This is a genomic window from Antribacter gilvus (assembly GCF_003946865.1).
Lineage (GTDB): Bacteria > Actinomycetota > Actinomycetes > Actinomycetales > Cellulomonadaceae > Antribacter > Antribacter gilvus.
Window position 1 is genome coordinate 109,876 of the sequence record NZ_QXTH01000010.1, and the last position, 22,138, is coordinate 132,013.

General features: G+C 70.7%; 19 protein-coding genes. 5 read left to right on the forward strand and 14 right to left on the reverse strand.

Annotated features, from left to right (window positions below):
• Positions 1 to 20: 20 nt before the first annotated feature.
• Both D1350_RS17600 and D1350_RS17605 read right to left on the reverse strand, forming a co-directional pair.
• A complete protein-coding gene (locus D1350_RS17600) occupies positions 21 to 929 on the reverse strand; it encodes a carbohydrate ABC transporter permease (RefSeq protein ID WP_125777344.1) in 909 nt (302 codons plus the stop codon).
• Positions 929 to 1,894 carry a carbohydrate ABC transporter permease gene (locus D1350_RS17605; protein ID WP_164545213.1) on the reverse strand — a complete coding sequence of 322 codons (966 nt, stop codon included), beginning with the start codon at positions 1,892 to 1,894 and terminating at the stop codon, positions 929 to 931. Before D1350_RS17605 ends, D1350_RS17600 begins: the two co-directional genes overlap by 1 nt.
• Before the next feature lie 214 nt (positions 1,895 to 2,108).
• Between D1350_RS17605 and D1350_RS17610 the strand changes: the two genes are divergently transcribed.
• From D1350_RS17610 to D1350_RS17620, 3 genes are all read left to right on the forward strand, one after another.
• Positions 2,109 to 3,413, forward strand: coding sequence for an ABC transporter substrate-binding protein (locus D1350_RS17610; protein WP_164545214.1), 1,305 nt, complete (start codon positions 2,109 to 2,111; stop codon positions 3,411 to 3,413).
• A gap of 81 nt (positions 3,414 to 3,494) precedes the next feature.
• Complete coding sequence (locus D1350_RS17615) at positions 3,495 to 5,180, forward strand: MGH1-like glycoside hydrolase domain-containing protein (RefSeq protein ID WP_125777346.1); 1,686 nt, start codon at positions 3,495 to 3,497, stop codon at positions 5,178 to 5,180.
• A gap of 46 nt (positions 5,181 to 5,226) precedes the next feature.
• A complete protein-coding gene (locus D1350_RS17620; protein WP_125777347.1) occupies positions 5,227 to 6,651 on the forward strand; it encodes a glycoside hydrolase family 5 protein in 1,425 nt (474 codons plus the stop codon).
• Between the two features lie 90 nt (positions 6,652 to 6,741).
• Here D1350_RS17620 and D1350_RS17625 read toward each other — a convergent pair whose 3' ends face one another.
• From D1350_RS17625 to ctaE, 5 genes are all read right to left on the reverse strand, one after another.
• On the reverse strand, positions 6,742 to 7,365 hold the full coding sequence (locus D1350_RS17625) for a superoxide dismutase (RefSeq protein WP_125777348.1): 624 nt from the start codon (positions 7,363 to 7,365) through the stop codon (positions 6,742 to 6,744).
• Positions 7,366 to 7,514: 149 nt separating this feature from the next.
• A complete protein-coding gene (gene qcrB / locus D1350_RS17630; protein ID WP_125777349.1) occupies positions 7,515 to 9,230 on the reverse strand; it encodes a cytochrome bc1 complex cytochrome b subunit in 1,716 nt (571 codons plus the stop codon).
• Complete coding sequence (gene qcrA / locus D1350_RS17635) at positions 9,227 to 10,285, reverse strand: cytochrome bc1 complex Rieske iron-sulfur subunit (RefSeq protein WP_125777350.1); 1,059 nt, start codon at positions 10,283 to 10,285, stop codon at positions 9,227 to 9,229. Before qcrA ends, qcrB begins: the two co-directional genes overlap by 4 nt.
• Positions 10,282 to 11,061 carry a cytochrome bc1 complex diheme cytochrome c subunit gene (qcrC, locus tag D1350_RS17640; RefSeq protein WP_125777351.1) on the reverse strand — a complete coding sequence of 260 codons (780 nt, stop codon included), beginning with the start codon at positions 11,059 to 11,061 and terminating at the stop codon, positions 10,282 to 10,284. The genes qcrA and qcrC overlap by 4 nt, the downstream gene beginning before the upstream one ends.
• A gap of 87 nt (positions 11,062 to 11,148) precedes the next feature.
• Positions 11,149 to 11,802 carry an aa3-type cytochrome oxidase subunit III gene (gene ctaE, locus D1350_RS17645; protein ID WP_125777352.1) on the reverse strand — a complete coding sequence of 218 codons (654 nt, stop codon included), beginning with the start codon at positions 11,800 to 11,802 and terminating at the stop codon, positions 11,149 to 11,151.
• Positions 11,803 to 12,008: 206 nt separating this feature from the next.
• Here ctaE and D1350_RS17650 point away from each other — a divergent pair, with 206 nt between their 5' ends.
• Together D1350_RS17650 and trpD are read left to right on the forward strand one after the other, a co-directional pair.
• A complete protein-coding gene (locus D1350_RS17650; RefSeq protein ID WP_125777353.1) occupies positions 12,009 to 12,440 on the forward strand; it encodes a response regulator transcription factor in 432 nt (143 codons plus the stop codon).
• 43 nt (positions 12,441 to 12,483) lie between these two features.
• Positions 12,484 to 13,539, forward strand: coding sequence for an anthranilate phosphoribosyltransferase (gene trpD, locus D1350_RS17655; RefSeq protein ID WP_125777354.1), 1,056 nt, complete (start codon positions 12,484 to 12,486; stop codon positions 13,537 to 13,539).
• Between the two features lie 57 nt (positions 13,540 to 13,596).
• Here the strand turns inward: trpD and D1350_RS17660 are convergent, their stop codons facing one another.
• The 7 genes from D1350_RS17660 to ctaC all read right to left on the reverse strand — a co-directional run bounded on the left by D1350_RS17660 (position 13,597) and on the right by ctaC (position 22,009).
• Positions 13,597 to 14,982 carry a metallopeptidase TldD-related protein gene (locus D1350_RS17660; protein ID WP_125777355.1) on the reverse strand — a complete coding sequence of 462 codons (1,386 nt, stop codon included), beginning with the start codon at positions 14,980 to 14,982 and terminating at the stop codon, positions 13,597 to 13,599.
• Positions 14,979 to 16,538, reverse strand: coding sequence for a TldD/PmbA family protein (locus D1350_RS17665; RefSeq protein WP_125777356.1), 1,560 nt, complete (start codon positions 16,536 to 16,538; stop codon positions 14,979 to 14,981). Before D1350_RS17665 ends, D1350_RS17660 begins: the two co-directional genes overlap by 4 nt.
• Positions 16,539 to 16,585: 47 nt before the next feature.
• Positions 16,586 to 16,867 (reverse strand): Lrp/AsnC family transcriptional regulator, encoded by a 282-nt coding sequence (locus D1350_RS17670; RefSeq protein WP_125777357.1) that lies wholly within the window; start codon positions 16,865 to 16,867, stop codon positions 16,586 to 16,588.
• Positions 16,861 to 18,660, reverse strand: a complete 1,800-nt coding sequence (locus tag D1350_RS17675) for a DEDD exonuclease domain-containing protein (protein ID WP_125777358.1) — start codon at positions 18,658 to 18,660, stop codon at positions 16,861 to 16,863. Before D1350_RS17675 ends, D1350_RS17670 begins: the two co-directional genes overlap by 7 nt.
• Positions 18,661 to 18,813: 153 nt before the next feature.
• Entirely contained in the window at positions 18,814 to 19,227 is a 414-nt protein-coding gene (locus D1350_RS17680; RefSeq protein ID WP_125777359.1) for a cytochrome c oxidase subunit 4, read from the reverse strand.
• Positions 19,224 to 21,038: an aa3-type cytochrome oxidase subunit I gene (ctaD, locus tag D1350_RS17685; protein WP_125777360.1), complete on the reverse strand. Its 1,815-nt coding sequence runs from the start codon at positions 21,036 to 21,038 to the stop codon at positions 19,224 to 19,226. Before ctaD ends, D1350_RS17680 begins: the two co-directional genes overlap by 4 nt.
• Positions 21,038 to 22,009 (reverse strand): aa3-type cytochrome oxidase subunit II, encoded by a 972-nt coding sequence (gene ctaC, locus D1350_RS17690; RefSeq protein WP_125777361.1) that lies wholly within the window; start codon positions 22,007 to 22,009, stop codon positions 21,038 to 21,040. The genes ctaD and ctaC overlap by 1 nt, the downstream gene beginning before the upstream one ends.
• Positions 22,010 to 22,138: the final 129 nt, after the last annotated feature.

Sequence of the window (22,138 nt, forward strand, 5' to 3'; positions counted from 1 at the left end):
AGCCGTCGTCGGGCGCCGTGCTATTTGATGCCCGTCGTGGCGATGCCCTTGACCAGGTACTTCTGGCCCAGGAGGAACGCGATGAACAGCGGCAGCAGGGACACCACCGACATGGCGAACATGCCGCCGTAGTTGGAGCTGGACGACGAGTCCAGGAAGCCCCGGAGGGCGATCGACACGGGCCAGTTCTCCTCGCGGGTGAGGTAGAGCAGGGGGCCGAAGAAGTCGGACCAGGTCCAGATGAACGTGAAGATGGCGGTCGTCGCGAGCGCCGGGACCATGAGCGGCAGCACGATCTGGGCGAAGATCCGCAGGTGCCCTGCACCGTCGATCCGGGCGGCCTCGTGCAGCTCCTTGGGCAGCCCGCGGATGAACTGGACCATGAGGAACACGAAGAAGGCGTCGGTCGCGAGGAACTTCGGCACGATCAGCGGCAGCGGGGTGTTGATCCAGTCCAGCTGGGAGAAGATCACGTACTGGGGCACGAGGACCACGTGGACCGGCAGCATGATCGTGCCCAGCATGACCGTGAAGTACAGCGTGCGGCCCGGGAACCGCAGCCGGGCGAACGCGTAGGCGGCCAGCGAGCACGAGATCAGGTTGCCCAGCACCGCGCCCAGCACCAGCACGCCCGAGTTGAGCAGGTACCGCGTGAACGGGTAGCGCTGGGCGTCCCACCCCTGGACGTAGTTCTCGGGCGTGAGGTTCGTGAACGCGAGCCCCAGGTTGTCGAAGATCATCTCGTTGGGCCGCAGCGACGCGACGACGAGCCAGATCAGCGGGTAGATCATCAGGCAGGACAGGGCCACCAGACCGATGTGCTTGAGCACGCTCACGGTGGTGCGGCGCCAGGCGTGCGGGCGGCGGGCCGGCGCGAGGCCCGCCGGGAGCGTCGCGGGGGCAGGGGAGACCGTCGTGGAAGTCATCATCAGTCCTCGTAGAAGACCCAGTACTTGGACAGCCAGAAGTTGACGGCCGTGACGAGGCCGATCACCACCAGCAGGAACCAGGCCATCGCGGAGGCGTAGCCCATCTGGAACTTGGTGAAGCCGGTCTGGTAGAGGTACAGCGAGTAGAAGAGGGTCGAGTCCACCGGCCCGCCCGTGCCGCCGGACACGATGAACGCCTGCGTGAACGACTGGAACGCGAAGATGGTCTGCAGCACGAGGTTGAAGAACAGGATCGGCGTCAGCAGGGGCACCGTGATGGAGCGGAACCGCCGTACGGGCGACGCGCCGTCCATCTGGGCGGCCTCGTAGAGGTCGCCGGGGATCTGGCGCAGTCCGGCCAGGAAGATCACCATCGGCGAGCCGAACGTCCACACGTGCAGGATCACGATGGTGCTCAGCGCGGTGTCCGGGTGGGAGATCCAGCCCGGGCCCTCGATCCCGAACAGCGCGAGGAGCTGGTTGACGAGGCCGGTCTGGCCGAAGACCTGCCGCCACAGGATCGCGACGGCGACGGAGCCGCCGAACAGCGACGGCAGGTAGAACACCGACCGGTACAGGGGCAGGCCGCGCATCCCCTTGTCGAGCAGCAGCGCGACCGCGAGCGCCAGCGCGAGCTGGAGCGGCACCGAGGTGACGACGTAGACGACCGTGACCTCGAGGGACTTGAGGAGGCGCGGGTCCTCGAACATCCGCGTGTAGTTCTCGAGGCCGATGAAAGCGGGGGCCGTGCGGGCGTTGCGCAGCAGGTGATAGTCGGTCAGCGAGAGGTAGAACGACACGATCATGGGCCCGACGGTGAAGGCCACGAGGCCGACCAGCCAGGGCGCCAGGAAGAGGTATCCCTGCACCGCGTCGGGAAAGCGCTTGCGGAAGGGAAGTCCCTTCTCGCGGCGGGCGGAGCCGCTCTGACGTGCGACGGCACGGAGCTCGCCGATGCTGCTCACACAGGTCCTCCTCGTCGAGGGTCGCCGCGACAGTGCGGCGGTGCGGTGCGGGCCGGCGTCGTGTTAAACGATACCGGTCCGTTATTGACACGATTCAACCACCCTGCCTACCTTACGAACAAGCGGCAATTTCCGGACCTGAGAACGAAAGTTTCGTTCGACGGTCCTGGATTTCCCCATGTCGCACACATGGTTTGTGAAGAGAGGCGCAACGATGCGTATCCACCGATCCATTCCCCTGCGCGCGGCGGCGGTCGTCACCGTCGCCGCCCTCCTGGCCGCCTGTGGCGGCGCCGCCGAGGAGCCCGCCGACGAGGGCTCGCCGGAGGCCGTGACCCTCAAGCTCACCTGGTGGGGCTCCGACGCCCGGACCGCGATCATGAACGACGTGATCGCGAGCTTCCAGGAGGAGTACCCGCACATCACCGTCCAGGGCGAGCCGAGCGACTTCGACTCGTACTTCGACAAGGTCGCCACCGCCACCGCGGCCGGCGACGCTCCCGACGTCCTGTGCCTCGGCGGCGCCTACCCCCAGGAGTACGGCGCGGCAGGCGCCCTGCTGGACCTGAACTCCGTGCCCGAGGTCCTCGACACCTCGGCCTTCGCCGAGTCCACGCTCGTCTCGTCCACCGTGGACGGCACCGTCTACGGCCTCCCCACCGGGGGCAACGCGATCGGCGTCATCGCCAACACGCGCATCTTCTCCGAGGCGGGCGTCGAGCTGCCCGACGACGAGTCCTGGACCTGGGAGGACTTCACCGACCTGGCCACCGAGATCTCCGAGAAGCACCCCGACGCCGAGACGTACGGCGTGGAGATGCGTATCCAGGACATCCTCGGCGTGTACGCGGGCCAGCGCGGCGACGGCCTCTACGACTGGGACGGCAACCTCGCCGTCGAGAAGGACACGCTCGTGGACTTCTGGACCATGGAGACCGGGCTCATCGCCTCCGGCGCGCAGCCGTCCGCCGAGAAGACCGTCGAGCTGCAGAACGTGGGCCCCGAGCTGACGCTCATCGGCACCGGCAAGGCCGGCATGAGCTTCGCCTACTCGAACCTGCTCGGCACCTACGCCACCAGCTCCGGCGACGAGCTCGTCATCCTCAAGGTCCCCGGCGAGAACCAGTACGACCACCCGGGCGCCACGGTTCTCCCCTCACAGTACTGGGGGATCTCCTCGCAGTCCGAGCACCCCGAGGAGTCGGCTCTCCTCGTCGACTACCTCGTCAACGACGTCGAGGCCGGCAAGCTGATCCTCGCCGACCGCGGCCTGCCCTTCAACGCCGAGGTCTACGAGGGCATCAAGGACCTCCTCGACCCGGCCTCCGCCGCGGCGGGCGAGTACGTAACCGAGGTCACCGAGACCACCGAGCCCGCCCCGCCGCAGCCCGCGGGCGGGTCCGGACTCAACGACACCACGCAGCGGTTCGAGCAGCAGGTGATCTTCGGGCAGCTGTCGCCCGAGGAGGCGGCCGACCAGTGGATCGCCGAGATGGAGGCGGCCCTGGCGGCAGGCTGACCAGCCTCGCTCTCCCCTCCGCCGAGACGCCCCCCGGTCTCGGCGGAGGGGTTCACCGACCGACCAGACCGACAGGATCCCGTGCTCGCCTCCCCCCGCCTGTCCCCCGCCGTCGACCTCCACGTCACCGGCGGGGACACCGCCGCCGCACTCGAGTCGGCCTGGCACCTGGCCTGGTCCGACGTCGGCGCGTGCGTCCGGCCGCTCGGCGACAGCCTCCCCGTGCTCACCGAGGGCGGCCCCTACCCCGGCGCGTGGCTGGAGAGCACGGCCTCGGTGAGCACCGAGGTCCTGGCGATGTTCGCGCCCGAGGTCGCCCGTGACACGCACCTCCTGCTCGCGCACGGTGCGCGCGACGACGGCCTCCTGCCCTACAAGGTCACCGCCGACGGCCCGGCGTTCTTCCAGGTGCAGCGCGTGACGCCCCTGGCCCGGGCGGTCCACGAGACGTACCAGCGGCTGGCGCGGGCGGAGGGCGCGGCCCGGGTGGAGGGCGCGGCGGGTACCGCCGGCGCAGCGCCGGGCGCGCCGGCGGTGGGTCCGCCGTCGGCCCGGGACTATCTCCGCACGATGTACGACGCGCTCGCCCGCGACGACGCCTGGATAGCCGCCCACCGCGACACCCGGGGCACGGGCGGCACCGAGGCCTTCTGCACCTACGACACGGGTCACGACGCCTCCCCGCGGTTCTGGCACGTGCCGGACACGACACCGGGCGGCGACCCCGCCCGCTGGGACACCGGCAACCCGCGCCTGCCGTTCGTCGCCCCGGACCTGACCGCCCACACCGCCGGGCAGCGTACGTACCTCGCCCTGCTCGCGGCCGAGCTCGGCGAGGACCCCGGGCCGTGGCGGGCCGCCGCGCACAGGAGCCTCGCGGCCCTGGCCACCCTCCGCTCCGACGACGGCGCCTGGTACGACCTCGACGCCACCGGCAGTCCCGTCCGGATCGTCTCGGACGTGCTCCTCCGCGTCCTGGCCTGCGAGGCGGCCACGCACGAGGAGGCCCACGAGGTGCTCGCCCGCTACCTGCTCAGCACCCGGAAGCTGCACCCGGCGGTCCCGTTCGCGTCGCTCGCCCTCGACGACCCCCGCTTCGACCACGACGCCGGCCAGAACTCCTGGGGCGGCCCGACCAATCTCCTGTCCCTGATCCGCGCGCCGCGGGCGTTCGAGGAGTACGGGCACGTCGCCGAGCTGGCCGGCGCGCTGCGGCCCGCCGTCGTCGCCCTCGCACGCGCCCAGCGGTTCCCGCAGACGCTCGACCCCTGGACCGGCGCGCCCGGCTACACCGAGCAGTACTCCCCCGCCGCGCTCTTCTACCTCGACGCCGTCGAGCGCCTGTGCGGCATCCACGAGGACCCGGACGGCACCCTCTGGTTCTCCGGCGTCTCGCCCGTGGCACCCGGCCGGGAACCCGGCGTGTCGAGCGTGACGTACGCGAGGGAGACCGCGCCGTCGGGCAGCCGGGTGCGGTACGAGCAGGTCCTGACCCTCGCGCCCGACGGCACAGGCGGCGTCCGTGTGCGCCGCGACGGCGAGCCGTGGCTTGCCTTCCCCGCGGGGTGGCGGGTGGCGGTCGCGCCGTCGGGCGCGGTCACGGTGACAGGGCTGCACCCCGCCCCGGTGACGGGAGAGCTCACGCTGCCCGACGACGGCGGTGCGCGCCTCTCCCTGACCGTCGCCGGCAACGAGGTGGTGACCCTGGGTCCCGGGCCCGTGATCGCCCACCGGGGCGGGCCGGCCGTGATCCCGCTGACGACGTAGCCCCCGACCACCGAGCCGACCCGCCGCCGACCCGACAAGGACCGCCATGCCCCAGCCCGCTCCGCTCCCCTGGCTCACCGTCCAGGGCCGTCACCTCGTCGACCCTGCGGGGTCCGCAGTACGCCTCCAGGGCGTCGGCCTCGGCGGGTGGATGAACCTGGAGAACTTCATCACCGGCTACCCGGGCAACGAGTCGAACCTCCGCCGGGTGCTGCTGGACCGGATGGGTCGCGAGGCGTACGACGCCTTCTTCGACGAGTTCTACACGGCGTTCTTCGACGAGGACGACGCCGCGTACCTGACCTCCCTGGGGATCAACTCCGTACGGATCCCGTTCGGCTACAAGCACTTCGAGGACGACGCACGCCCCTTCGAGCTGCTCGAGGAGGGCTTCGAGCGGCTCGACCGGGTGGTCACGCTGCTCGCCCGGCACGGGATCTGGTCGGTGCTGGACCTGCACGCCGTCCCGGGCCGCCAGAACCAGCACTGGCACAGCGACAACCCGACGCACGTCGCCGACTTCTGGCAGCACCCACACTTCCAGGACCGCGTGGTGCACCTGTGGGAGGCCCTCGCCGACCGCTACAAGGACCGTCCGGAGGTCGCGGGCTACAACCCGGTCAACGAGCCGTCGGACCCGACCGGCGAGGTGCTCCCCGCCTTCTACGACCGGCTCGAGAAGGCGATCCGGGCCGTGGACCCCCGGCACGTGCTGTTCCTGGACGGCAACAAGTACTCCACCGACTTCTCCGCGTTCGCCGAGCGCAGCGAGCCGCTGCCGAACACCGTGTACACCGCGCACGACTACGCCCTGCCCGGGATCACCCGGGCCACCGCCTACCCGGGAGTGGTCCGCGGGGAGTACGTGGACCGCGACGTCCTCGAGGCGACGTTCCTGCGGCGGACGGAGTTCATGCGGTCCACCGGGACGCCGGTCTGGATCGGCGAGTTCGGACCCGTCTACCCGGACCCCGCGCAGGACGGGTGGCGCCTGCAGATCCTGCAGGACCAGCTCGACATCTACGCCGAGCACGACGCGAGCTGGGCCCTGTGGACCTACAAGGACGTGGGGCTCCAGGGGCTCGTGCACGCCAGGCCGTCGAGCCCGTACCTGTCGCTGATCAGCGACGTGCTGGCGACGAAGCAGCGGCTGGGGATCGACTCGTGGGGCGGAACGGACGCCGGGGTGCGGGACGTCCTCGACCCGGTCGACGCCCTCTTCGACCGCGAGTTCCCCGAGTACGAGCCGTGGCCGTGGGGTCGCGGTCCGCACGTCGCCGTGCTGGTGCGGCACATCCTGCTCGCGGAACCGCTCGCGGAGCGGTTCGGCGACCTGTTCCGCGGCGTGTCGCCCGAGCAGGCGCGGGAGCTGGCGCGCTCGTTCCGGTTCGCGGGGTGCGACCGGCGGCAGGGTCTCGCGGAGGTGCTGCGGGCGCACCTGGGGCGGCCCGACGCGCTGACCGGGGAATGACGCCGAGGTGGTGCCCCCGACCGCGCGCGCTCGGAGCGCTCGGGGCGTGGGCACCACCTCGGCGGCGGTGCTACAGGACGAACCGCAGCGTCACGGGACGATGAGGCCCGCGGTCTGCGTCTTCGCGCGCTGGAGGCGTGCCTCAGCGTCCGACCAGTTGACGACGCTCCACCAGGCCGTGACGTAGTCGGCACGGACGTTCTGGTAGTCGAGGTAGTACGCGTGCTCCCAGCAGTCGAGCAGCACGATCGGCACCAGGCCGAGCGGGATGTTGCCCTGCTGGTCGTAGAGCTGCACGATGATCAGCTTCTGACCGATCGAGTCCCAGGCGAGGATGGCCCAGCCCGACCCCTGGACGCCCGCCGCGACGGCCGCGAAGTGCGCCTTGAACTTGTCGAACGAGCCGAAGTGCTCGTCGATGGCCGAGCCGATCTCACCGGTGGGCTCGCCGCCGCCCTCGGGCGACAGGTTGGTCCAGAACGCGGAGTGGTTGATGTGGCCGCCGAGGTTGAACGCAAGGTTCTTCTCGTGCAGGTTCACGGCCGCGAGGTCACCCTTGTCGCGGGCCTCCTCGAGCTTGTCCAGCGCCGTGTTGGCGCCGGCGACGTAAGCAGCGTGGTGCTTGGAGTGGTGCAGCTCCATGATCCTGCCCGAGATGTGCGGCTCGAGCGATCCGTAGTCGTAGGACAGGTCAGGGAGCGAGTAGACAGCCATGCTGAGTTACCTCCTGGATCGGGCCGCTCACCGTACGGCGGGCGGCAGGTCGCCCCGGACTCCTCCCGGGGACGAGAACGACCCGCCCCTCCGCCCGCCGCGCAGGCGAGGGGTAGAGGGACGGGTCGTCACGTGGTGGCGCAGGATGCTCAGTGCTCCTGCGCAGTCCCGGCTCCGACGCCGGCCTCGAGGGCCGGGTGCTCGGCAGCACCGAGCGCGTCGTGCTCGCCGTGGGAGTGCGCCGCGGCCAGCTCCGCCGGGGTCACCGGCTCGACACGGTCCTCGAAGAAGAACCGCGAGACCCGGTGCCAGCGGCGGTCGGCCGCGTAGCCCTTGCGCTTGACGCCACGGGCGTCCGTCTTGGGCTCGAGCCGCAGCGGGACCGGTGCGTCGTAGTTGACGCGCAGCCAGCGCTCCTGCTCGTCCAGCGGACGGTGGACCTCGATGTACTCGCCGTTGGCGAAGCGCACGATGCGTCCGGTCTCGTGACCGTGCAGCACCAGCTCGCGGTCCTTGCGCTGGAGCCCGAGGCAGACACGCTTGGTCACCCAGAACGCGAAGACCGGTCCCACGAACAGCAGGATGCGGAACACCCAGGTGATCGTGTTGATGGACAGGTCGAAGTGCGTGGCGATGAGGTCGTTCGAGCCGGCCAGGGCCAGGATGATGAACGCCGTCAGGAACGTCACGCCCAGCGCGGTACGGGTCGGCACGTTGCGCGGCCGGTCGAGCACGTGGTGCTCGCGCTGGTCGCCCGACACCTTGGCCTCGACGAACGGGTACACGAACAGGAACGTGAACAGGATGCCGGGGATCACCACGGCGGGGATCAGCACGTTCAGCGAGAGCGTGTAGCCGAGGATCACCCACTCGGTCCCTTGGCCCGGCATGAGGCGGAGCGCGCCCTCGAGGAACAGCATGTACCAGTCGGGCTGGGCACCCGCGGACACCGGCGACGGGTCGAACGGGCCGTAGTTCCAGACGTTGTTGATCGCCATCGTGGCACCCATGAGCGCGAGCACGCCGAAGACGATGAAGAAGTTGCCCGTCATCTTCGTGATGTACACCGGGAACAGCGGGTAGCCCACCACGTTCTGGTTGGTGCGGCCGCCACCCGGGTACTGCGTGTGCTTGTGCAGCACCATGAGGAACAGGTGCAGCGCGATCAGCGCGAGAAGCAGGCCCGGCACCACGAGGATGTGGATGGTGAAGAGGCGCGGCACGATGTGCTCGCCCGGGAACTCGCCGCCGAACACCATGTAGGACATGAACGAGCCGATCACCGGGATCGACTTGATGACACCGTCGGTGATCCGGAGACCGTTGCCCGAGAGCACGTCGTCCGGGAGGGAGTAGCCGGAGAAGCCGGCGGCCAGGCCCAGGATCATGAGCGTGCAGCCCACGAGCCAGTTCAGCTCGCGCGGCTTGCGGAACGCGCCGGTGAAGAACACGCGCATCATGTGGACCACGATCGCGGCCATGAAGATCAGGGCCGACCAGTGGTGGATCTGCCGCATCAGCAGGCCGCCGCGCACCTCGAACGACATCTCGAGCGTGGAGGCGAACGCCACCGACATGAGCTGCCCGTGCATGTTCGCCGGGTGCTCGCCGTGGTACTCCACCAGCGCCATCGAGGGCTGGAAGAACATCGTCAGGAAGATGCCGGAGATGAGCAGCACGACGAACGAGAAGAGCGCGATCTCGCCGAGCATGAACGACCAGTGGTCGGGGAAGACCTTGCGGGCGAACTCCTTGACCGCGACACCGATGCTGGTGCGCTGGTCGAGGTAGTCGGCAGCCTTTCCGGCACCCGTGGTGGGCTGTGCCGGGGCCTCTGTGTGCTTGGTGGAGGCGGTGGTGCTCACTTCAGACGCTCCCAGTAGCTCGGGCCGACGGGCTCGGCGAAGCCGTCCTGCGCGACCAGGTAGCCCTCGTCGTCGACCGTGATGGGCAGCTGCGGCAGCGGCCGGTTGGCCGGGCCGAAGACGACCTTCGCGCTGTCGGCCACGTCGAACGTCGACTGGTGGCACGGGCACAGCAGGTGGTGCGTCTGCTGCTCGTACAGGGCTACGGGACAACCCACGTGCGTGCAGATCTTCGAGAAGGCCACGATACCGTCGTAGGACCATCCTTCGCCCTGCTCGGACTTGATGTCCTGCGGGTCGAGGCGGACCAGGAGGACCACGGCCTTGGACTTCTCCGTGATCCACTCGTGCGACTCGCGGTACTCCTCGGTCACGTCGGGGATGACGTGGAAGACGGAGCCGACCGTGACGTCGGCCGCCCTGATGGGCCGGCCCGACGGGTCGATCGCCAGGCGCATGCCCTTCTCCCAGAGGGTGTGCTTGAACTTCGAGACCTTCCAGTCGCCACCGACGCTGCCGATGAGCGGCACCGCGATCGTCAGCGGGAAGAGCGCGAGAGCCGAGAGCACGGCGCCCTTGAGCACGCCACGGCGGCCGATGCCCGAGTCTGCGGCACCCTCCTTCAGGTCGGCGACGGCGCCTGTGCGAGCCTCGTCCGAGCTGCGCGTGACGTGGCGCTCCTGGATCATCTCGTGGTCGCCCATGAGGGTCTTGGCCCAGTGGATTCCGGCGATGCCGATACCGAGCAGCGAGACCGTGAGCCCGAGGCCCAGCAGGAGCGTGGACAGGCGGACGCCCGACGTGCCGCCCTCCGGCGGCACCATGACGTACGCGACCAGCGTGCCGACGGTGCCCAGGATCGACAGGACGAACAGCAGGGTCACCGTGCGCTCCGCGCGCTTGTTGGCCTGGGGGTCCGTGTCGGTCAGCCGGTGGCGGTGCTCCGGGACGCCCGGGTCGGTGAACCGCTCCGGGTGGACCAGCTCGCCGTGGTCCGTGCCGTGCGCCGTCACCTCGGTCGAGGCGTCGGCGGGGGTGTTCTGGTTCTCGCTCACGAGGACTTCGCTCCGATCCACACTGCCGCGCCGATCAGCAGGCCCAGGCCGACGACCCAGCCCCACAGACCCTCGCTGACGGGACCGAGGCCTCCGAGGGCGTTGCCGCCCGCCGAGCCCTCGCGCTGGTCCACGAGGAACGCGATGATGTCCTGCTTCTCTTCCGGCGTGATGTTGGCGTCGTTGAACACCGGCATCGACTGCGGGCCGGTGGACATCGCCTGATAGATGTTGCGCGGCGTGGTCTCCCACAGCGCCGGGGCGAACTTGCCCTCGGACAGGGCACCGCCCGCGCCCACGGCGTTGTGGCACATGGCGCAGTTGGTGCGGAAGAGCGCCATGCCGTTGGCGATGTCGCCCTCGGCCGGGTCGACCTGCGCGTCCGTGGGGATCGAGGGACCGGCGCCGAGCGACGAGATGTAGGCGGCCAGGGCGGCGGTCTGCTCCTCGTCCATCTGCGGCGGCTTGGCCTCGGCCTGCGGGCCGTTCATCTGCATGGGCATGCGACCGGTGGAGACCTGGAAGTCCACGGCGGCGGCGCCGACACCGATGAGGGACGGCACGCCGTCCCTGCCCTCCGCGCTGGGGCCGTGGCAGGTGGCGCAGTTGGCCTGGAAGAGCTTCTTCCCGGTCTCGATGTCCGCGGTGCTGGCGGTCTCGGCCGAAGCCGTGCTCGGAGCCAGGGCGGCATACACGCCACCCGTGACCAGCAGCGCCAGCAGCAGGAGCACGACCGGCGCCAGCCGGTGGTGCCTGCGGGCGGCGAGTGCCTTCACGAAATGATCCTCGTCTCGCTGTGGGGGGTTCTGAGTTCTATCAAACCGGTCTGCGCGCGGGTGCACACGCCGGGGCGGTCGCGTACGTCAGCGCAGCAGGTAGATGACTGCGAACAGCGCGATCCAGACGACGTCGACGAAGTGCCAGTAGTACGACACGACGATGCCGGTGGTCGCCTCGTGGTGGCCGAACTTCCGCGCGGCGAACGAGCGTCCGAGCAGGAAGAGGAAGGCGATGAGGCCGCCGACCACGTGCAGGCCGTGGAAGCCGGTCGTCAGGTAGAAGACCGAGCCGTACGGGCTCGAGGAGATCGAGAGGCCCTCGTGCACCAGCTCCGCGTACTCGAAGACCTGGCCGCCGATGAAGAAGGCGCCCATCACGAACGTCATCGTCATCCACTCGTTCATGCCCCAGCGCCAGAACTGGGCGATGCTGCCCGTCCGCGCGGCCTGGAAGCGCTCGGCGGCGAACACGCCCGCCTGGCAGGTGAACGAGGACAGCACCAGGACGATGGTGTTCAGGAGGGAGAAGCTGATGTTGAGCTTGTCCGACTGGGCCGCCCACTCCTCGGCCGGCATGACCTGCCGCACGGTGAAGTACATCGCGAAGAGCGCGGCGAAGAACATGAGCTCGCTCGCGAGCCAGACGATCGTCCCCACCTGGACCGGGTTGGGACGATTGACGCTCACGTGCTGGTGGGTGTGGGTGGCAGCAGCCGTTGCGGTCGACACGACAGCCATTATGGCCGACGTTCGACCTGTTCGGGCCACTCGGGCGCCGGCCGCGGGCGTCGAATCTCACAAAGCCTCCAGAACTCCCCACCACGGCCGTCACTTGATGACGGAGCGTGGAAGAGTGCCATGAAAAGGACGTGAGACATACCTGCCGCTGGCAGCGGCCGTGTGCCACGATTCGAGTCGGACGTATCGCCACGAGGAGACGAGCCATGACCACCGAAGTGACGGGCAAGGACACGACAGTGACGTCGGAAGCAGCGCAGACCGCGCCGCACATCCTGCTCTACAGCGACGACCACGCGGTGCGCGAACAGGTGCGCCTCGCCGTCGGACCGAGGATCGGCGCCGGGACGCCGGAGATCGTGTGGCACGAGGTCGCCACGCCGGCCGCTGTCATCGCCCAGGCGGACCGCGGTGGCTGGGACCTGCTGGTCCTCGACGGCGAGGCCGACAAGGCGGGCGGCATGGGGCTGTGCCGCCAGCTCAAGAACGAGGTCTACAACTGCCCGCCCGTGCTGGTGCTGACCGGGCGCCCGCAGGACGCGTGGCTCGCCTCCTGGTCCCTGGCCGACGGCGTCGTCGCGCGCCCGCTCGACCCGTTCGAGCTCCAGGGGACGGTCGCGCGCCTGCTCGCCCGCTGACGACGCACCCACCCGACCGACCGAGAGAACCGAGGGACACCGCGTGACCACCGCAACCGCCCCGACCTGGCCCGGCCTGCTCAGCGACCTGATCGCCGGCACCGACCTGACCACCGAGCAGGCGGCGTGGGCCATGGACGAGGTGATGTCCGGCGACGTCTCGCCCGTGCGCCTCGCGGGGTTCCTCACCGCCCTGCGCGCCAAGGGCGAGACCGTGGGCGAGCTCACCGGCCTCGTGGAGGCGATGCTCACGCACGCCACCCGGATCGAGGTGCCCGGCCGCATCGTCGACATCGTGGGCACCGGCGGCGACCGGGCGCACACCGTGAACATCTCGACCATGGGGGCGATCGTGATCGCCGGCACGGGCCTCCGGGTGGTCAAGCACGGCAACCGGGCCGCGTCGTCGTCGTCCGGCTCGGCCGACGTGCTCGAGCACCTCGGCATCCGGCTCGACCACTCCCCCGAGCGGGTGGCGGAGATCGCGCACGAGGCGGGCATCACCTTCTGCTTCGCCGCCGTGTTCCACCCCTCGATGCGGCACGCCGGCGTGGCCCGCAAGGAGCTGGGGGTCTCCACGGTGTTCAACTTCCTCGGCCCGCTGACCAACCCGGCCCAGCCTGGCGCCACGGCCGTGGGCTGCTCCGACGCGCGGATGGCCCCGCTCATGGCGGGCGTGCTCGCCGCCCGCGGCACCAGCGCGCTCCTGTTCCGCGGGGACGAAGGCCTCGACGAGCTCGCGGCCACGGCGGGCGCGACCGTGTGGGAGGTGCGCGACGGCGTCGTCACCGAGCACCGCCTGGACCCCGTCGCCGACCTCGGCCTGCCGCGGATCACCGTGGAGGACCTCCGCGGGGCCGACGCCGCGTACAACGCGGGCGTGGCCCGCGACGTGCTCGCCGGCAAGGAGGGTCCCGTGCGCGACACGGTGCTGCTCAACGCCGCGGCCGCCCTCGTGGCCGACGCGAGCCTGCCCGGCACCGCCGAGGGCTCCCTGGCCGACCGGCTCCGTGCGGGGATGGGACATGCCGCCCGCAGCATCGACGAGGGCGACGCGCAGGCCGCCCTGGAGCGCTGGGCGCAGGCCTCGGCCCGCTGATCCCCCTGTGCGTCCTGTGGGGCCCTGCGAGGGGCCCCACAGGCGCTCAGCCTCGGGTCAGGACGCCTGGCTCACCGTGGACATGTTGAAGTCGGGCACCCGCAGCGACGGCATGGCCGCGCGCGGGAACCACTCGCCCCACTCCCGGCTGTACGCAGGCACCGTCGCGCCCGCGGCGGTGAACCGGTCGAGGATGGTCAGCGGGCTCTCGTTGAACCGGTAGTTGTTCACGGCGCCCACCACCTCGCCGTCCTCGACCAGGTACACGCCGTCGCGGGTCAGACCCGTGAGCAGCAGCGTCATCGGGTCGACCGTGCGGATGTACCAGAGCGAGGTCAGCAGCAGCCCGCGCTCCACCCCGGCCAGGAGCTCCTCCGTGCCACCCGTCGCGCCGGCCACCGTCAGCCCGAGGTTGTCGACCGCGGGCGTCACGGGCAGGCCCGTGAGCCCCGCCGTGTACCGCGTCTGGGCGAGGGCCTCGAGACGGCCGTCACGCAGCCACTCCGTGCGGCCCGACGGCAGGCCGTTGTCGAACACGCTCCGGCCGTACTGCGAAGCCTGGGCCACGACGAACGGCGCGCACTCCATGCCGGGAACGGCCGGGTCGGACCAGAGGGACACCGGCCGGGACGACAGGTTGTCGCCCACCCGCGTGCCCCCGCCCGCCCGGGAGAAGGGCGAGCGGCCGTCGTGCGCGTCGCGCGCGTCCATCATGAGGTACGCGTAGACAAGCAGGTCGGCAACGCACGTGGGCGGCAGGACGGTGTCGTACCGGCCCGCCGGCAGGTCCACGCGGCGCTCGGCCCAGCCCAGGCGCTGCGCGAGCTGGGCGTCGAGGGCCGCCACGTCGACGTCGGACAGGTCGCGGGCCGAGTGGCCCACCCAGGCCGAGCCGGCGCCCGCCTTGCCCGTCATGCCGAAGGTGCCCGTGGGCTGCTCGTGCCGCAGCCGGACGCCCGTCGAGCTGCCGAGGTACGTGGTGACGACCCCGTGCTCGACGTAGCCGAACAGCGTGCGGCCCTCCGCCTCGGCGCGCCCGAACGCCTCGCCCAGCGCCGGCGCCACCGTGGCGAACGCCTCGGGCGAGGTCTCGCCGGGTGCGTCCGCGAAGTCCGGCGCGGCGTCGCCCGCGACGAGCGGCTGGGCGTCCTCGGCGGGCCCGTTGTCGCGCGCGGCGCGCTCGGCCGCCCGGACGAGCGCCTCCAGCTCGTCCGGCCCGACGGCGCTGCGGCCCACGACTCCCGCCGCCGTGCCCTCAGCCCCGGCCACCGTCGCGATGACGGTGACGGCGCGGTCGCGCATCAGCCCGTTCGTGGTGAGGCCGTTGTTGGCCCAGCGGAGGTTGGCGGTGGAGGTCTCGGTGACGAGCACGATCGTCCCGTCGGCGCGCGAGAGCTCCAGCACGCGCTCGACGATCTCCTGGGCGCTGAGCACGCGGGTCATCGGCCGGCCTCCTCGGTGGTGTTGAGCACGCGCACCCCGCGGAACAGGGCGCTGGGCGCCCCGTGCGAGACGGGGGCCGCCTGGCCGGGCTCGGCCTTGCCGCACTGGAAGGTGCCGCCCAGCATGTACGTCTGCGGTCCGCCGACGGCGGCCATGGATCCCCAGAAGTCCGTCGTGGTGGCCTGGTAGGCGAAGTCCTTGACCTGCCCGGCGAGCTCACCTCCGCGGATCCGGTACGCGCGCTGCCCGGTGAACTGGAAGTTGTAGCGCTGCATGTCGATAGACCAGGACTTGTCGCCCACGATGTACAGCCCGTCCTCGACCTGGGAGATCAGGCCCGCCGTGTCCGGCCCGTCCTCCGCCGGCCGGAGGGAGACGTTCGCCATGCGCTGCACGGGCACGTGACCGGGCGAGTCGGCGAACGCGCAACCGTTGGAGCGCGAGACCCCGAGCGCCTCGGCGTTGGCCCGTGCCATGGCGCGGTCGAGCTGGTAGCCCACCAGGACGCCGTCGTGCACCACGTCCCAGGTCTGGGCCGCGACGCCCTCGTGGTCGAAGCCCGTGGTGGCGAGGCCGTGCGGAGTGGTGCGGTCGCCCGTGACGTGCATCAGGCCGGACCCGTAGCGCAGCTCACCCAGCCGGTCGAGCGTGGCGAACGACGTGCCCGCGTAGTTGGCCTCGTACCCCAGCGCGCGGTCGAGCTCCGTCGCGTGGCCGATCGACTCGTGGATCGTGAGCCACAGGTTGGACGGGTGGAGGACCAGGTCGTACGTGCCGGCCTCCATCGAGGGGGCGGCGAGGCGCTCCGCCAGGAGCGGGCCGAGCGCGTCGAGCTCGGCGTCCCAGTCGACCACGCCGTCCTCACCCGTCACGTACTCCCACCCGCGGCCCGCCGGCGCGGCGAGCGTGCGCATGGTCTCGAACTCACCGGACCCGGCGACCGCGACGGCCTCCAGGCCGGGGTTCACGCGCACCCGCTGCTGCGTGGTGCTCGTCCCCGCCGTGTCGGCGTAGTACGTGCACTCGAGCACCTGGCCGAGCCAGGCGTCCACGTGGCTCACGCCCTCCTGCGCCAGGACGCGCTCGCTGTAGCCGGCCAGGAGCGCGACCTTGTCGGCGTCGGGCACCGCGAACGGATCCTGCGCGTACGCCGAGACCCAGGTGGCGTCCGCGTACGCGGGCTCGTCGGCCAGCTCCACCCGCACCCGCGCCAGGGGACGCGCGGTACGGGCCAGCGCGACCGCCTGCTCGGCGAGCCGGGCGGCGGCGTCCAGGGTGAGCTCGACGCCCGCGGCAAAGCCCCAGGTGCCCTCGTGGAGCACGCGCACGGACAGGCCGAGGACCTCGCCGTCCCGGCTGCCCTCCAGGCGTGCGTCACGCAGGGACACATGCTGCTCACGGATGCGTTCGAGGCGGAAGGCCGCGTACTCGGCGCCCAGGTCCCGCGCGCGCTGCAGCGCGGCATCGGCGAGGGCGTGGCGTGGGAGGGCCAGGAACCCGGCGTCGACGCCGGGGGCAGGTCTGCCCGGGTAGGGCTCGAGGGTGTCGTGGGTCACGTCCGGGACACTACCGGCGGCCACCGACAGCGGCCGAGGGATTTCCCTCAGTCGTCCAGACCCAGGGCGAACGCCTGCTCGAGGTCCTTGCGCGAGAACGCCCGGAACGCGATGAGGGTCTCCGTCTCCCGCACGCCGGACACCTTGTTCACGGAGTCGGACACCACCGAGGCGAGCTCCTCGTGCTCCTGCACCCGCACGATCGCCACGAGGTCCACCTTTCCGGTCACGGAGAACACCTCGCTCACTCCGGCGATGTTCGCGACCTCCTGCGCAACCTCGGGGATGCGGGACGTCTCGGCCTCGATGAGCACGATCGCGGTCAGCATGCCGCCATCGTAGCCACGGCCGTGGCCTCCGCCAGCCGGTCCCGTACGTCCGCCGACGCCCATGCCAGGTCCGCGTGGGCCGCGGCGCCTCGCACGGGGCACGCCCACTCGCCGGAGACGTGGACCAGCCGGACCCCGGGCGACTCCAGCCAGGCCAGCACCAGGTGGGCCTCCTCCGGGTGGCTCGCCGGTGCCGGCGCCACGGGAGGCTCGACCACCTCGGCGGTGCTCCGGAGCGCCTCGACGAGGGGCCACGGGTCCTCGCCCGGGCGGGAGACGCCGGTCGCGGCCAGACGGCCGTGGCGCACCACCACGACCTCCCACCCGTAGCGGGCCCACCCGCCTGGCGGAACCTCCCCGGCCGGGCCCGCGAGGCCGTCGGGCCGCGCCGCCACGAGCTCGGCGCAGCGGGCGAGCGGGTCCAGGCGCTGCGCGCGGTGGGCGCCGGTGACGAAGGCGCGGAGCCGGCGGGTCACCTCGCCCGCCTCCTCGAACCGTTCCTCCCCGGCGAGGCGGGCGATCCGGTCGGACAGGGCGCGGACCACCGCCGACGGGTCGCCCACGAGGGCCTGCCGGGCGGCCAGGGAGACTGCCGCATAGCCCGTGTCCGGCTCTCCTACCGCCGTGCACGGCGCCGAGCACCGTCCCATCCCGGCGAGCGCGCACGGGCTGCCGGCGACCCGGGCCACGAGCGGGAGCCTCGGGGTGCACTGCCGGATCGGCAGCGCGTCGTGCAGCGCGTCCACGGCCTCCAGCGCCGCCCGCCGGGACGAGAAGGGGCCGATGTGCGGCGCGTCGTCCCGCACGTCGCGCACCACGGACAGGCGCGGGTACGCCTCGTCGGTGAGCCGCACCCAGGTCGCGCGCTCGGGGAACTTCGACCGCCGGTTGTAGCGGGGGGCGTGCTCGGAGATGAGCCGCAGCTCCCGCACCTGGGCCTCCAGGGGCGTGGCGCAGACCACGGGGGTCACGGCGTGCGCGATCCGCACCATCTCGGTGATGCGCCGGCGCTTCTCGGCGGCGGTGAAGTACGAGCGCACCCGCTTGCGGATGTTCGTCGACGTGCCCACGTACAGCACCTCCTCGCCCGGACCGCGGAACAGGTACACGCCCGGCGCCTGCGGCAGGTCGTCCGCCAGGTGCCGCTTGCGGCGCACGTCCGCGGGCACGGGGTCGGTCGCCGTCGCGAGGTCCTCCAGGTGCGTCACCCCCAGCGGTGCGAACCGCTCGAACAGCGCGTGGAGCACGTCCACCGTGGCCCGCGCGTCGGCCAGGGCGCGGTGCTCGGGCGTCACGGTGGCCCGGAACAGCATGGCCAGCGTGGAGAGCTTGTGGTTGGGCGCCTCGTCGCGCGTCACCACCCGGCGGGCGAGCGTCACCGTGTCCACGACGCCGAACCCCGGCCAGGGATAGCCGAGCCTGTCGCAGGCCGTGCGCAGGAACCCGACGTCGAACGGGGCGTTGTGCGCCACGAGCACCGAGCCGTGCGCGAACTCCAGGAAGCTGGGCAGCACCAGCTCGATCCCGGGAGCCGTGGAGACCATCGCCGTGGTGATGCCCGTGAGGCGTGCGACGAAGGCGGGGACCGGCTGCCCCGGGTTGACGAGGGACTGGAACTCGCCGAGCACCTCACCGCCACGCACCTTGACCGCACCGATCTCGGTGATGCCGCCCTCTTTCGCGTTCGTGCCCGTGGTCTCGAGGTCGACCACCACGAAGGTCACGTCCCGGAGCGGCGTCCCGAGCTCGTCGAAGCTCGCCTGGTACGGGGCGTCCGCCGCGGTGGTGCTCATAGCCGGGAACGGTAGCCGCCACCACTGACAGAGCCGGACCACCACCTCGCCCCGGCCCCGCCCGGACCCGGCTCGCTGTGGGTACGCGTATGGCCGCCTACGAGGCTCCGTAGGCGGCCATACGCGTACCCACACCGGGGTGGGGCGGGGGGCTCAGTGCGAGTGCTGGCCCCGCGAGAACTCGAAGACCCAGCCCACGAGGGCGATGACGCCCAGCGCGGCGCCGATGTACAGCACCCACCAGCCCACGGCCAGGCCGAGGAACCCGATGGCCGCGGCGCCCGCGATGGCCAGCGGCCACCAGCTCCACGGCGCGTACACGCCCTGGTCGCCGGCACCCTCGGAGATGTCCGCGTCGGGGTTGTCCTCCGGGCGGGCGTCGATGCGGCGGGCGGTCATGCCGAGGTACGCGCCGACCATCGCGACGAGCGCGGCGACGAGCATGATCCCGAGCGTGCCGACGGGCTCGAAGACCCCGTCCTGCTGCCAGGTCATCCAGCCGTAGACGACGGACGCCAGGACGAAGAACGGTGCGCCCCAGAGGAACAGCCTGGTCTCTACCTTCACTTGCTGATCCCCTCGTCCGGCTCGTCCACGATGATCGTGGAGCTCTGGTCGGCGGCGTCGCGGCCGGTCATGGTGCGCTCTACCGCGATGTCCTTCTGACCTCGGCGGTCGGCCTCGCCGTAGACCTTGTCCAGACCCTTCTTGTGCAGGTCCGGGTGCTCCATGGCGACGACCTCGGGGTGGTGCAGGTCGAAGGCCGGCGACTCGGACCGGATCCGCGGGAGCGACGTGAAGTTGTGCCGCGGCGGCGGGCAGGACGTGGCCCACTCGAGCGAGCGGCCGTAGCCCCACGGGTCGTCGACGGTGACCTTCGGCGCGTTGCGCGCCGTCGTGTACACGTTCCAGAGGAACGGCAGCGTCGAGGCGCCCAGGATGAAGGCGCCCACGGTGGACACCTGGTTCTCCCAGGTGAAGCCCTCCTGGGGCATGTAGTCCGCGTAGCGGCGCGGCATGCCCTCGACCCCCAGCCAGTGCTGGATCAGGAAGGTGGTGTGGAAGCCGACGAACAGCATCCAGAAGTGCAGCTTGCCGAGGCGCTCCGACAGCATCTTGCCCGTGAACTTGGGCCACCAGAAGTAGAAGCCCGCGAACATCGCGAACACCACGGTGCCGAAGACGACGTAGTGGAAGTGCGCCACGACGAAGTACGAGTCGGACAGGTGGAAGTCCAAGGCGGGGCTCGACAGGATGATGCCGGTCAGGCCACCGAAGAGGAACGTGACCAGGAAGCCGATCGACCAGAGCATGGGCGTCTCGAAGGTGAGCTTCCCTCGCCACATCGTGCCGATCCAGTTGAAGAACTTCACACCGGTCGGCACCGCGATGAGCATCGTCATGAACGCGAAGAACGGCAGGAGAACCGCGCCCGTCACGTACATGTGGTGCGCCCACACCGTCACGGACAGCGCCGCGATGGCGATGGTCGCGTAGACCAGGCCCGTGTAGCCGAAGATCGGCTTGCGGGAGAAGACCGGCAGGATCTCGGACACGATGCCGAAGAACGGCAGCGCGATGATGTACACCTCGGGGTGGCCGAAGAACCAGAACAGGTGCTGCCAGAGGATGGCGCCACCGTTCTCGGGGTTGAAGACCTGCGCGCCGAGGCGACGGTCGGCACCGAGCGCGAACAGCGCGGCGGCCAGCGGCGGGAAGGCCATCAGCACCAGGAGGCTCGTGACGAGCGTGTTCCAGGTGAAGATCGGCATGCGGAACATCGTCATGCCCGGCGCACGCATCGTGATGATCGTGGTGATGAAGTTGACCGAGCCGAGGATCGTGCCGAAACCGGCCAGCGCGAGGCCGAAGACCCAGAGGTCACCACCGAGCCCTGGACTGAACGTGCTGCTCGACAGCGGCGCATACGCGAACCAGCCGAACGACGCGGCGCCCTGGGGCGTGAAGAAGCCGGCGCTGGCGATGAGGCCGCCGAACAGGTACAGCCAGTAGGCGAACATGTTCAGGCGCGGGAACGCCACGTCGGGCGCGCCGATCTGCAGCGGCATGATGACGTTCGCGAACCCGGCGAAGAGGGGGGTGGCGAACAGCAGCAGCATGATCGTGCCGTGCATGGTGAAGAGCTGGTTGTACTGCTCCTTGCTCTGCACCAGCTGGATGCCGGGCTCGAACAGCTCCGCCCGGATCACGAGCGCCATCAGCCCGCCGATGGCGAAGAAGATGAACGACGAGATCAGGTACAGGTAGCCGATCGTCTTGTGGTCGGTCGAGGTGACCCACTTGATGATGGTGCGGCCGAGGGACTGGCGCTCGGGCCGCAGGCCAGGGATCAGCTCTACGGTTGTCGCTGCGGCCATCAGTGCCCAGCCTCCTCGTCGTCGGTTCCGTCGTTGACGTCGCGGCTGCCGCCCTCGTCGCCGGAGCTGCTCTGGCGACGGTCGAGGCCGGAGTTCTCCTCGCCCTCGCCCGACTCCAGCGCGCCGGTCTGGCCCAGCGCCCGGAGCTCCTCCATGTGGGCGTCGTACTCCTCCTGGGAGACGACCTTCACGTTGAAGAGCATGCCCGAGTGGAACTCGCCGCAGAGCTCGGCGCACTTGCCGGCGTACGTGCCCTCACGGGTGGGCGTGACCACGAACTGGTTGGTGCGGTCCGGGATCATGTCCTGCTTGTAGAGGAACGCCGGGATCCAGAACGAGTGGATGACGTCGCGCGAGTCCAGGGTGAAGTGGATCGACTGGTCGACCGGCAGGTACAGCGTGGGGAACGACGTGGACGTGCCCGCGGCGCCGTCGAGCTGGTCCTCGGCGGTGATGCTGCCCGGGTCCCCCTCGTGCGTGCCGAAGTCGTAGACGTCGTCGCTCAGGTAGTTGAAGTCCCAGCTCCACTGCTTGCCGACCACCTGGATCTGCAGGTCCGCCTCGTCGGCGTTCTCCGCGTCCTGGACGGAGCTCATGACGGTGTCCGTGTGGATGAACAGCACGAACACCATGACGAGCGGCACGAACGTGTACATCAGCTCGAGCGGCAGGTGGTAGCGGGTCTGCACCGGAAGTCGGTGGTCGTCACGGCGCTTCCGGTAGGCGGCGACACACCAGAGGATGAGGCCCCACGTGAGGACGCCGACGGCGAGCGCGGCGACCCATGAGCCCACCCAGAGGTTGGTCATGCTCGCCGTATGGTTCGTCACCTCCCCGTCGGTGTAACCGGGGAGGTACCCGCGCTGGACGGTGTCGCTGGCGCAGCCGGAGACCGTCACGGCGAGCGCGACGGCAACAGCCGACGCACGCAGGAGGGCCCGCGGGGTGCGGGTCGGTGGCTTCGAACGCAAGGGAGGCCTTTCACGTCTCGTCCTGTCGCGCTCCCGCCCGCCGTGTCTCTCGAGACACACACGGGAACCACGCAGAACCTTCGTCCTCGATACACCGCAGCCTAGCGCGCCCGTCGCGCCCGTGATGCC